This is a genomic window from Actinoplanes sp. NPDC049598 (assembly GCF_040675435.1).
GTDB lineage: Bacteria > Actinomycetota > Actinomycetes > Mycobacteriales > Micromonosporaceae > Actinoplanes.
Genome location: NZ_JBFAOX010000026.1, coordinates 116,191 through 126,819, shown reverse-complemented (window position 1 = coordinate 126,819; position 10,629 = coordinate 116,191). Strand labels below are relative to the sequence as shown.

The following is a 10,629-nucleotide window of genomic DNA, read 5'->3' as shown; positions in this document are numbered from 1 at the left end:
GATAAATCCGATATTTCGGACTTCACGGAGGCGTGGGGCGGCGCGGTGAGAGGGCCGGGCGCGGTGCCGGGCGGCGGGGTGGGAGGGCCGGGCGCGGTGCCGGGCGGCGGGGTGGGAGGGCCGGGCGCGGTGCCGGGCGGCGGGGCCGAGACGCGAGATGTTGGTCGGGCGGGTTCGATGGCCGGGGACAAAACCGGCGTGCGGGCCGGCGGGTCGACGGGCGCGGGTGGCGGGACCGGGATCGCCGGGATGCGGGCGCGGGCGCAGAGCCTGGGCGGGACGTTGGAGGCCGGGGCGGTCGACGGTGGGTTTCTCGTGTCGGTGCTGCTGCCCACTCCGGGCGAAGAGGGGGAGTGCTAGATGATCTCGGTGTTGCTGGCGGACGATCAGTTGCTGGTGCGGGCCGGGTTCCGGGCGCTGCTCAACGCCGAGCCGGACATCACGATCGTCGGCGAGGCGGCGGACGGGCTCGAGGCGGTCAAGCTGGCCCAGCAGACGCGGCCCGACGTCGTGCTCATGGACATCCGGATGCCGGGCGTCGACGGTCTCGAGGCGACCCGCCGCATCGCCGCCGAGCCGGGTCTGGACGGCGTGCACGTGGTCATTCTGACCACCTTCGAGCTGGACGAGTACGTCTTCGAGGCGCTGCGTTCCGGGGCTTCGGGCTTCCTGGTCAAGGACACCGAGCCGGTCGAGCTGATCCGGGCCGTACGGGCCGTCGCCGCCGGCGATGCGCTGCTGTCGCCGAGCGTGACGCGCCGGGTGATCGGCGAGTTCGCCGGGGGCACCCGCGGGCGGCAGGCGACCCCGCCGGTCGAGCTCGACCAGCTGACCGACCGGGAGCGTGAGGTCCTCGTCCTGGTCGCCGAGGGACTGTCCAACGACGAGATCGCGGCCCGGCTCGTGATCAGCCCGGCCACGGCCAAGACCCACGTCAGCCGCACGATGATCAAGCTGGGCGCCCGCGATCGTGCCCAGCTGGTCGTCTACGCGTACGAGGCCGGCCTGATCCGCCCCGGCTGGCTGGGATGACCATGGACCGGCCCGACTAGCCGGCGCATCGGCGGGTATCACCGTGGGCGCGTGACGGTCCCGTGACCGTACGCAGGCGGGAGGCGTGCGATGCCGGCCAAGGAACCACCCGAGATCGCCCAGGCCGCGGTGGCCGCCGGGGTCAAGAAGGCCGATCTCCGGTGGGACAAGACGCTGATCGGCGGGTTCCTGGCCGGCGCCTACATCGCGTTCGGCGGGCTGGTGGCCATCGCCGTGTCGTCCGGACTGGACCCGCGGCTGTGGGGGAGCCTGCCGACGCTGTTCACCGGGGCGGCGTTCACCCTCGGGCTTGTGCTGGTCCTGGTGGCGGGCTCGCATCTGCTCACCGGGAACATGCTGCTGGTGCCGATGGGCGCCATGCGGGGCCGGCTGTCCGGGCGGGACGTCGCCCGCAACCTGACCCTCGTGCTGGCCGGCAACCTGGCCGGGGCGGTGTTCGTCGCGTACTTCCTGGCCGTGCAGACCGGCGTGATCGGCGACGTCGGCAGCGACGCCGGGACCACCGGCGGCATGGCGTACGAGCGGCTGGCCGGGATCGCCGAGGCGAAGGGCCTGCACGAGAGCAACTGGCAGATCTTCCTGCGGGCCGTCGGCTGCAACTGGCTGGTGTGCCTGGCCGTCTGGATGTCCCTGGCGGCCGACACGCTCTCCGGCAAGATCCTGGTGATCTTCTTCCCGATCATGGCCTTCGTCGCGATGGGCTTTGACCACGTCGTGGCCAACATGTTCTTCCTGCCGGCCGCGATCTTCGCCGGGGTGCCCGGGCTCGGCTGGGACGACACGCTGCGCAACTGGCTGCTGGCCGGCCTGGGCAACCTGGTCGGCGCGGTCGTCTTCGTCGCCAGCTCGTACTGGTATCTGTATCTGCGTGACGATTCCAAATAATCTTGTCATCGTCGTTATGGCAATTTGATCTTCAATATTCATCGCTTGCCGGACGGAAATCATTCACTCTTTCGTGGCTGCGTTTCAGCGCCTTGGAAATGCGGCGTGCCTCTTAGCATTCTCCTCATCAAGCACCGCCTTGATGAGAGAGAAAGGCAGTTGTCATGAATAAGGTCACGCGCAAGATCACGATGACCGGTGTGGCCCTGGCCGCCGGCCTGACCATGGGCGTCGCCCCCGCCGCCGTCGCCCTCGCGGGCCCGGCTCAGGGCGCCACGACCGCGTCGGCCAGCGACCACTGGAGCCCCCGCGGCGACCGCCTTGTCGGCTACTACCGGACGCAGAGCACCTGCAACAAGGTCGGCCGCATCGGTCAGTTCCAGCACAAGTGGAACCGGTTCGACTGCGACCGCGTGCAGCGCGGCTTCAAGCGCGGCTGGGTCGCGCTGAAGGTGAGCAAGGACGTTCGCAGCCACGGCCACGGCCAGCCGAACCGCCCGCACGGCCACCGGTAATTCCGTAACCGAACGAGGACCGCACCCCGGCGACGGGTGCGGTCCTCGTTTTTGTTGCCCAGGCAATTCCCAGGTTTACGCTTTCCCGCCGATGGGAAGTGACAGCCCTATCGGCGTGTCGTTTCCGCAAAGCAATTCCACTAGTACTTTCGGCCGATTCCACCCGCATGATCGCCTGAGGTGATCAGACCATTGCGGTGCGCGATCGCCACCAATTGGGCCCGGCTCGTCGCGCCCAGCTTGGCCAATATCCGGCTCACATAGGTGCGCACGGTGTCCGGACTCAGCCGCATCGCCCGCGCCACCTCACCGTTGTCGCCGCCGCCGGCCACCGCGACCAGCACCTCCCGCTCCCGCGGGCTCAGCCGCGCCAGCCGCGGATCGGGTTCCGGCCGCCCCGGCGCCTCCGCGGCCGTCGCCATGACCCGCCGCGCCACGCCGGGAGAAAGCACCGGCTCGCCCCGCGCGGCCGCCCGCACCGCCGCCCGCAGCCGCGCCGGGTCGGTGTCCTTGAGCAGGTAGCCGTCGGCCCCCGCGCGCAAGGCCCCCAGCACCTCGTCATCCGTGTCGAACGTGGTCAGCATCAGCACGGCCACGCCGGCGCAGCCCGGATCCGCCCGGACCGCCCGCGTGGCGGCCACCCCGCCGACACCCGGCATGCGCACATCCATCAGGACCACGTCCGGCGCCGTACGCCGTACGACCCCGACGGCCTGCGCACCGTCCGACGCCTCCCCGACCACCGCGATCGGCTCACCGCCCCCACCTTGCAACAACACGGTCAGCCCGGCCCGCACGATCGCCTGGTCGTCCACGAGCACCACTCGCGTCACCCCGTCAGCCCGCACGCCGCGACCCGCCATCGCGTGGTTCTTCGCCGTCGCGGCCCTCTCGGCGCTCTTGCGGGTCGTGGTGGTCGCGGTCTTCCAGGTGATCTTGCCGCTCTTGGCCGTCGCGGTTGTCGCCGTTGCTGCATGGGCGGGTGGGCTGACGGTGCCGAGTGCTCGCCGTGGCGCGAGCGCCGGCGGCCGGCTCGGCGGGTGTGTCGTGGTGGGGGATCGTTGCTTCGACGCGCCAGCCGCCGGGGGTGGCGGCGGCCGTGAGGGTGCCGCCCAGGGCCGCGAGCTCGGTGGTGAGGGCGTCGAGGCCGGTGCCGTCGTCGATCCGTACCGCCACGTGGTTTTGATCTTGCTGAAGGGTGATGTCGATCGAGCGCGAGGGTGAGTGGCGCAGCGTGTTGGTGACGGCCTCGCGGATCACGCGGAAGGCGACGGCGGCGGCCGGGCCGTCGACCTGGCCCAAGCGGGTACGGACGTGGTAGCCGGCGGCGCGGGCGGTGTCGGCCAGGGCCTCGATATCGGCGCGAGTCGGCAGCGAGGTGTGCGGTGGGCCGGCGGTGGTATTGGTCGGCGGGGTGGTGTGCAACTGGCGCACGGCGGTGCGCAGGGCGGTCAGGGCGGCTGAGATCGATGTCGTCACCTGGTCCAGGGCCTGGGACGCGGTGGCGGGGTCGCGGTGATTCTCCTGTCGGGCGACACCGGCGTGGATGGCGGCGACGGTCAGGGTGTGGCCGATCGAGTCATGCAGTTCGCGGGAAAGGCCCTGCTTGTGGGCGGTCAGCCGGTGCTCGGCGGCGAGAGCGATCTGGTGTTCGGCAAGCTCGTGGAGGCGGTGGCGGGCCCGGACCAGCTCACCCAGGGCAATGGCGGCCACGGCCAGCGCGAGGTGGCCGACCAGATCGTAGAGCAGGACGTAGCGCTCGCTCTGGCCGTCGAGGATGCGGAAGGCCGACGACACGCCCAAGGCGACCACCGCGGCCGTGACGGCCGAGCGGCGGTGGCCGGCCTCGGCGGCGGAGAAGAGGGCGGCGGCGACCGGCACCGCGACCCCGATCGCCGGGTAGCCGGCGGTGTAGTAGGCGAACAGACCGAAGACAGTCAGCGCGAGGACCAGCCGCGGGTAGGACCGACGGCGCAGCATCAAGGCGCCAAGGGCCACGGCCCAGACGTATGCTCCGGGGCCGTTGCGGCCGCCCTGCTCGGCTGAGACCACGACGGCCAGCGTGGCGGCCACGCCGATCGCCAGTACGGCGTCTCGTTTCACCCCCTCGATCCTAGGAGTACATCTGTACGTCCAGAAGCGACAAAAGCGGTTGCCCGCAGCGGAACGGCGGCAGCAAGAAGCGGCTTTACGGTCGGCGGCATGAAGCTTGGTCTGCGAGCCTGGGTGATCGTCGTGCTCGGACTGCTGGCGGCGCCGCGGGCGGTGCTGCACGATCTCGACCTGGTGCAGGAGCGGACGGGGATCAACGCGGCGCTGGTCTTCCTGCCGCTGCTCGTGTGGTTGGTGGTGGCCGTGCGGTGGTCGTCGAATCCTTTCCTGTCGCTGCTGACCGCCGGTGGGGTCTACGGGGTGGCGCTGGGCGTCATCCACAACGTGCTGTGGGACGGGGAGGCCCGCCTGGCCCTGCTTCTTCGTGGCGCGATGACGGTGAGCAGTCTCTTCACCGGGTTGGCCGTCGGCGCGATCTGCGGAGCCGCCGCCTGGCTGCTCAGGCGTGGTCTAGCCCGGCTGCACTGAGACGAAAGCGTTGCGCCGGGCCCACTCGAGAGCCACGTCTTCCTTCACATTGGTGATGAGCAGGCCGCCGGAGACCTGGGCCGGGTACGAGGCGGGGCGGGCCTCGCGCTCGCGCCGGCGGCCGCGGTAGAGCACGGTGCCGGCCAGGGCGAACAGCAGGAGCTGGACCGGGATGTACCAGGGCGTGTCCAGCCAGAAGCCGACGTAGAGGGATCCGATCGCCGCGAACACCAGGAAGATGGCGAGGGGCTGGACGACCCGGATGTTGCGCCGCTGGATCGCGGCCCAGCGCTCGGCCCCCGCGGCCCGGTCCGGGTCCATCGGCAACCGAATGGTCGGCGTGGACAGGCCGGGGAGCGCCGAGTGGGCCGGCAGCGCCACCCAGACCGCGCCGCTCGAACCGTCGGTCAGCCCGGCGGCGGGCATGTCCAGCGCGGGATAGGACTGGTACGGCACGAAGATGTTGGCCACAGTGGACATGCTAGGCGGCGAACGCCCGCAGGGTCAGCTCCGCGAAGCGGCGGGAGGCGGCCCGGCGGGTGGTCTCCGAGGTGGCGCGCAAGCCGGAGTTGGCCAGCAGGACGAGCACCAGGTCGTCGACGGTGACATCGGCGCGCAGCTTCCCCGTCTGTTCGGCCCGGCGCAGCAGCTCGGCCAGGGAGGCGAGGCCACGCTCGCGGGCGGCGGTGTCGATGAAGGCCTTGGCGAAACCGCGGTCCCGGGCATGCAGCTCGAAGAGCCGCTCGACGACCGCGCTCAGGCCCCGCCACGCGTCCGGGTCGGCCAGGCCGTCGTCGACGATGGCGTAGCAGGCGTACATCTGCTCGGTGAAGGCCTCGGCCACCAGCGCCTGCTTGGTCGGAAAGCGCCGGTAGAGGGTGGCCGGCCCGACCCCGGCCCGCCGCGCGATCTCCCGCAGCGGCGCGTCGAGCCCCTCGGCCGCGAAGACCTCCCGCGCCGCCTCCAGGATGCGCTCCCGGTTGTCCCGCGCGTCGGAGCGCATCGCTTGCGCCCCGGCGGCGGGTGCCGGGGTGGGCGGGGTCTGAGGCAAACGGGCGCTCACGCTCTCACTTTAGCCAAGTGGACGGGGGCGTCCGTTAGCGTCGGGTGGCATGAAAGCAGTGATCATCAAGGAATTCGGCGGTCCGGACGGGCTGGCCGTCGTCGAGCTGCCCGACCCCGAGCCGGCGGCCGGGCAGGTGCTGATCGAGGTCGAGGCGACCGGGGTTGCGGGCGCTGATGTGCTGATTCGGCGGGGTGCGCTTGCCGCTTACGGCTTTCGAGAGGGCTTTGTCCCGGGGAGCGAGGTGGCGGGGACGGTGGCCGCGGTCGGCGAGGGCGTCGACCCGGCCTGGATCGGGCGGCGGGTGTGGGCGTTCACCGGCACCGGTGGCGGCTATGTCGAGCGGGCGGTCGCTCCGCTCGGTGACGTTGTGCCGCTGCCGGCGGGCCGGTCCGCGATCGAGGCGGTGACGCTCGGCAGCTCCGGCCCGGTGGCGCGCTTCGGGCTGGCCCACGCGCACTTCCGGCCGGGGGAGTCGGTGCTGGTGCGGGGCGCCTCCGGCAGCCTCGGCATCGCAACCGTCCAGCTGGCGGCCGGCGGGGAGGCCGCCGTCGTCGCGGTCACGACCTCGTCGGCTGAGCGGGGGCGGCGGCTGCGCGAGCTCGGCGCCACGCACGTTCTGGACCGGGGCGGCGCGGGTGACGGCCCCGAGGCGTACGACGTGATTGTCGATGTTGTCGCGGGGGAGGGGCTTCCGCTCGACCGGCTCGCCCCCAACGGCCGCCTGGTGATCATCGGTGCGGTGGGTGGGCCGCCGCCGGCGGATCTCGGCGGCCGGTTGATGGCCGCGTTCCAGAAGTCGCTGACCGTCTCCACGTTCAGCGCCGCCACCGTGCCGCACGCCGCGCTCCAGCAGGCCCGGGCCTCGTCACTCGAGGACCTCACCGCCGTGGTGCACGATGTGCTGCCGTTGCACCGGGCGGCCGAGGCGCACCGTCAGATGGATGCCGGCGGCGTCTTCGGCCGGTTCGTGCTCACGCCTTAGGGAGCCACCGCCCGGGCCACGCTCTCGTGCAGCAGGGCCCGCCGCCGCTGCTGCTCGACCGCGGGGTCGTCCGGCCCCGCGGCGTAGACGATGCCGGCCGCTGACCAGGTGAACGCCATCGCGAGCACCAGGCTGAACAGGTCGAGCGGATCCCCGGTCCGCACCTGGCCGGCCGCCTGGGCCCGTGCGATCGCCGTGAGTTTTGGCTCGTCGTGCGGATGGTCGGTGAGCCGCCCGGCCGGTCGGCGTTCGAGCCGTAACCACGCCACCAGCCGTACGAGCGAGGGATTCCGCAGCGTCTCGTCGTACATGGCCACGGCCCAGCCGGCCAGGTCGCTCGCGTCGAAGGCGACCGTGTCGAGCAGGTGGCCGGTGCGCTCGGCGACGACCGCGTCGAACAGCCCGTCCTTGCTGCCGAAGTACCCGGACACCTGGGCCTTGTCGGCAAGCCGGTCGACGGCCTCGTGCCCGGCCACGAGTTCACCGGAACGGTCACCGACGCCGGCGCCTCCGGCTTCGCGGTGGGCGACCGGGTCGCGGTCGGCACCCTCGTCGACTCCTGCGGCGAGTGCGCCATGTGCCGGGCCGGCCAGGAGAACTTCTACTACCAGGATCCTCGACACCGTCCCCGGCCCGCACGACATCCCGGCCCTGCTGCGCCTGGTCGGCCTCGACGGCACCCTGAGCGTGCTCGGCTATCCGCGCGAGATCCCGCTGAACCTCATGAACCTGGTCTTCGGCCGCAAGAGCATCAGCTCGTCCGGCACCGGCGGCACCAAACACACCGCCGAGCTGCTCACCTTCGCCGCCGACCACGGCATCGCGGCCGACATCGAGCTGCTTCCTTCTCGCCAGGTCGCCCAGGCCCTCAGCCGGCTGGAGAAGGGGGAGGTCCGCTACCGCTTCGTGCTGGACCTCGCCGACCTTGACTGACCGGGAGCAACCGCGTTCCGCCGGGCCGCGCCTGAGCGGCCCTCCGGCGGGTGCTCCTATGATCGCCCGATGTTCGGACGCTTCCGTAAGGGCTTCAAGCCGGATCTCGACCATTCGCAAGCCGACCTGCAGTTGCGTGCCGCCCGCGACCGGGCGATGGCTGGTGACTGGGCCGCGGCCGCGCATTTGCTGCAGGACACCGGGCCGGACTGGGAGTTGCGCAGCCGGCGGCTCGCGGTGCTGGGCATCGCCGCCGGGCACGCTCCGCAATGGGTGGATGCCTGGGAGGCGGCGGCGCCGGGAGATCCCAGCGTGGCCATCCTGCGGGCGAACGGCCTGCGGGAGCTGGCCCAGCAGGCCCGGGGCGCGGCGTCGGCGCGCAACACCAGCGCGGAGCAGTTCCGCGAATTCCACCGGCTCTCGGCTCTCGCCGCCGAGGCCGGTGAGCGGGCGGTCGCGATGAACCCGGCCGACCCCTATCCGTGGGTGACGCGGATGGACGCGATGGTCGCCAACGGGCATCAGCATCTCGAGGACTTCCAGGTTGCCCTCAAGGAAGCGACCGACCGGGACCCGTACCATTTCGACGCGCACTTGAGGGCGGTGAGCTTCCTCTGCGAGAAGTGGTACGGCTCGCACGAGCAGATGTTCGCGGCAGCCCGGGGCCCGGCCGCCGCCGCGCCCGCCGGGGCATCGGTGGTCATGCTGCCGTTGCTCGCCCACTTCGAGTATGCGTTGCGTGAGTACGGCTTCGAGACCCGCGCCGAGTCGCTGGCCGCGAAGAGCGAGTACTTCCGCCGCCCCGAGGTGATGCAGGAGATCGCCTGGTGCGCGGCCAAATGGCAGGCGGCCGGGGAGCCCCGCCTGATCGCCTGCGGAGTCACCCTGCGCCACTGGCTGGCTCTCGCCAATTATCTGGCCGATCACGACCGCCCCGGCACTCAGCGGCTGCTCGCCCCGGTCGGCTCGTACCTGGGCAGTGTCCCGGCCTACGGCTACTTCTGGATGAAGTCGTCCGAAGGTTTCGAGGCTGTCTCGAAGTGGGCCCGTTCCTAGGAGGGCCCGGATCTCATGACGCCGCCGGCGCGGCCGTGATCGCCGTTTCGGCGGTGGCCTTGTCGACGCCGAGGCCGGTCAGCACGCCCGTGCCGTCCTCGAGCTCCAGGAGCGCGAGCAGGATGTGCTCGGTGCCCACGTGGCTGTGGCCCAGCCGCAGGGCCTCCCGGAAGGTCAGCTCGAGGCCCTTCTTGGCGTGCGCGTCGAACGGGATCATGGCCGCCACCGTCTCGGCCGCGCCGGGCAGCGTCGCGATGGCGGTCCGCTTCACGTCGTCGAGCGAGACGCCCTGGGCCACGATGGCCCGCGCCCCGAGCGCCTCGGGATCCGCCACCAGCCCCAGCACCAGATGCCCCACGGTGATCTGGTCGTTGCTCCGGTTCCGGGCCTCCTCCTGCGCGGTCACCACGACCTTGCGCGCCCGGTCGGTGAACCGGCTGAACCCCTGGCTGGCGTCGAGGGCCGGCGCGTCGCCCTTGGGCACGAACCGTTTCTGCGCCGCCTGCTTGGTGACCCCCATGCTGCGCCCGATCTCGGTCCAGGAGGCCCCCGATCGCCGCGCCTGGTCCACGAAGTGCCCGATCAGATGGTCGGCCACGTCACCGAGGTGCTCGGCCACCAGCACCGCCCCGCTCAGTTGTTCGAGCGAGTCCGAGTGACTCTTCTTGATCGACTCGATCAGGTCGTCGAGCCGAATCGTCGTTCCACCCTCAGATGTCGTCATGCGTCAACCATAGGTTGACGCGACCCAATCGTCAACCTTGAGTTGACGCAGCAGTCAGAGGCGGGCCCGGTGGGCGAGCTCGGCCGCGTCCGGCGGCGCGGTCGGGTAGATGTCCGCGTCGAAGAAGCGAGCGAACGGAAGAGTCTGGAGCGTTTTCGCCGCCTCTTCCTCATCGGCGGCGATCACCTCGACGAAAGTGGCCCGCCGGCCCGGTGCGACGTAATGGGCGCCGACCTTGCCCTCGGAGCGGAGCGCCTCGAGCTGCTTCTGCTCGTCCTCCCGCAGCGCGTTGAACTCGTCGAGGTCCGTGTCGGCGCGCAGGGTGCCGACCACCATGAACGTCCGGGTGTCAGGGGAAACGATCTCGGTGGCATACCGCGACCAGAGCGGGACCATCGTTTCCGGAGTCATCGGCTGACCGGAGTCGACCATCTGCTTGAGGTCGCGGAAGTACTGCACGTACAGATCGGGCGTGAAGGTGGACAGGATGACCGCCGGCTCGTCGCCGAGGGCGGCGAAGGTGTGCGGCGCGCCGGGCGGGACCAGGACCCACGTGCCGGGCTCGGCGTCGTGGTCGTCGCGCCCGATGGTGAACCGCACGGCGCCCGAGAGGATGTAGAAGCCCTCGTCGTGCTGGGCGTGGCGATGCTGCAGGGGCCCGGGCCGGTGCGGCGGGATGGTGATCAGGCCGATCCCGAGGCGGTGGCCGGTGTGGCGGCCGTCCTCGAGGATGCGGATCTGGGACGGCCCGCTGGCGATGAGCTCGCCCTCGCCGGGACGCACGATCGTGACCGGAACCATGGAGAGACCTCCCATCGTGGCGCAATGTCGCGCC

Annotated in this window: 14 protein-coding genes and 2 pseudogenes; 9 read left to right on the top strand and 7 right to left on the bottom strand. The window is 71.3% G+C overall.

Going from position 1 to position 10,629, the window contains the following annotated elements:
* From AB0J66_RS40010 to AB0J66_RS39995, 4 genes and pseudogenes are all read left to right on the top strand, one after another.
* Positions 1-360, top strand: a pseudogene (locus tag AB0J66_RS40010) (hypothetical protein); the annotation flags it as partial.
* Positions 361-1,032: a response regulator transcription factor gene (locus AB0J66_RS40005; RefSeq protein WP_364672402.1), complete on the top strand. Its 672-nt coding sequence runs from the start codon at positions 361-363 to the stop codon at positions 1,030-1,032.
* 90 nt (positions 1,033-1,122) lie between these two features.
* A complete protein-coding gene (locus AB0J66_RS40000; protein WP_364672400.1) occupies positions 1,123-1,938 on the top strand; it encodes a formate/nitrite transporter family protein in 816 nt (271 codons plus the stop codon).
* A gap of 164 nt (positions 1,939-2,102) precedes the next feature.
* Complete coding sequence (locus AB0J66_RS39995) at positions 2,103-2,453, top strand: hypothetical protein (RefSeq protein ID WP_364672399.1); 351 nt, start codon at positions 2,103-2,105, stop codon at positions 2,451-2,453.
* Positions 2,454-2,593: 140 nt separating this feature from the next.
* Here AB0J66_RS39995 and AB0J66_RS39990 read toward each other — a convergent pair whose 3' ends face one another.
* Both AB0J66_RS39990 and AB0J66_RS39985 read right to left on the bottom strand, forming a co-directional pair.
* Entirely contained in the window at positions 2,594-3,286 is a 693-nt protein-coding gene (locus tag AB0J66_RS39990) for a response regulator transcription factor (RefSeq protein WP_364672397.1), read from the bottom strand.
* 4 nt (positions 3,287-3,290) lie between these two features.
* Positions 3,291-4,556 carry a histidine kinase gene (locus AB0J66_RS39985; RefSeq protein WP_364672395.1) on the bottom strand — a complete coding sequence of 422 codons (1,266 nt, stop codon included), beginning with the start codon at positions 4,554-4,556 and terminating at the stop codon, positions 3,291-3,293.
* A 99-nt stretch (positions 4,557-4,655) separates the two neighbouring features.
* On the opposite strand from AB0J66_RS39985, the gene AB0J66_RS39980 reads away from it, so the two are divergent.
* Positions 4,656-5,033, top strand: coding sequence for a hypothetical protein (locus AB0J66_RS39980; protein WP_364672393.1), 378 nt, complete (start codon positions 4,656-4,658; stop codon positions 5,031-5,033).
* Here the strand turns inward: AB0J66_RS39980 and AB0J66_RS39975 are convergent.
* Positions 5,016-5,504 (bottom strand): hypothetical protein, encoded by a 489-nt coding sequence (locus AB0J66_RS39975; protein ID WP_364672391.1) that lies wholly within the window; start codon positions 5,502-5,504, stop codon positions 5,016-5,018. The two genes, AB0J66_RS39980 and AB0J66_RS39975, sit on opposite strands and share 18 nt — an antisense overlap.
* A gap of 10 nt (positions 5,505-5,514) precedes the next feature.
* The gene (locus AB0J66_RS39970; protein WP_364672389.1) at positions 5,515-6,096 is read right to left on the bottom strand and encodes a helix-turn-helix domain-containing protein; all 582 of its coding nucleotides are present in this window, start codon (positions 6,094-6,096) and stop codon (positions 5,515-5,517) included.
* Positions 6,097-6,145: 49 nt separating this feature from the next.
* Here AB0J66_RS39970 and AB0J66_RS39965 point away from each other — a divergent pair, with 49 nt between their 5' ends.
* Positions 6,146-7,081 (top strand): zinc-binding dehydrogenase, encoded by a 936-nt coding sequence (locus AB0J66_RS39965; protein ID WP_364672387.1) that lies wholly within the window; start codon positions 6,146-6,148, stop codon positions 7,079-7,081.
* On the opposite strand, the gene AB0J66_RS39960 is transcribed toward AB0J66_RS39965, so the two are convergent.
* The gene (locus tag AB0J66_RS39960) at positions 7,078-7,512 is read right to left on the bottom strand and encodes a TetR/AcrR family transcriptional regulator (protein ID WP_364672386.1); all 435 of its coding nucleotides are present in this window, start codon (positions 7,510-7,512) and stop codon (positions 7,078-7,080) included. The two genes, AB0J66_RS39965 and AB0J66_RS39960, sit on opposite strands and share 4 nt — an antisense overlap.
* On the opposite strand from AB0J66_RS39960, the pseudogene AB0J66_RS39955 reads away from it, so the two are divergent.
* From AB0J66_RS39955 to AB0J66_RS39945, 3 genes and pseudogenes are all read left to right on the top strand, one after another.
* A pseudogene (locus tag AB0J66_RS39955) lies at positions 7,447-7,623 on the top strand (alcohol dehydrogenase catalytic domain-containing protein); the annotation flags it as partial. The gene AB0J66_RS39960 and the pseudogene AB0J66_RS39955 overlap by 66 nt on opposite strands.
* 145 nt (positions 7,624-7,768) lie before the next feature.
* Positions 7,769-8,014 carry a hypothetical protein gene (locus AB0J66_RS39950; protein WP_364672407.1) on the top strand — a complete coding sequence of 82 codons (246 nt, stop codon included), beginning with the start codon at positions 7,769-7,771 and terminating at the stop codon, positions 8,012-8,014.
* A 69-nt stretch (positions 8,015-8,083) separates the two neighbouring features.
* Entirely contained in the window at positions 8,084-9,070 is a 987-nt protein-coding gene (locus AB0J66_RS39945) for a hypothetical protein (protein WP_364672384.1), read from the top strand.
* Positions 9,071-9,083: 13 nt separating this feature from the next.
* Here AB0J66_RS39945 and AB0J66_RS39940 read toward each other — a convergent pair whose 3' ends face one another.
* Both AB0J66_RS39940 and AB0J66_RS39935 read right to left on the bottom strand, forming a co-directional pair.
* Positions 9,084-9,794 carry a Clp protease N-terminal domain-containing protein gene (locus AB0J66_RS39940; RefSeq protein ID WP_364672382.1) on the bottom strand — a complete coding sequence of 237 codons (711 nt, stop codon included), beginning with the start codon at positions 9,792-9,794 and terminating at the stop codon, positions 9,084-9,086.
* Positions 9,795-9,848: 54 nt separating this feature from the next.
* On the bottom strand, positions 9,849-10,595 hold the full coding sequence (locus AB0J66_RS39935) for a muconolactone Delta-isomerase family protein (protein WP_364672380.1): 747 nt from the start codon (positions 10,593-10,595) through the stop codon (positions 9,849-9,851).
* Between the last annotated feature and the right edge of the window lie 34 nt (positions 10,596-10,629).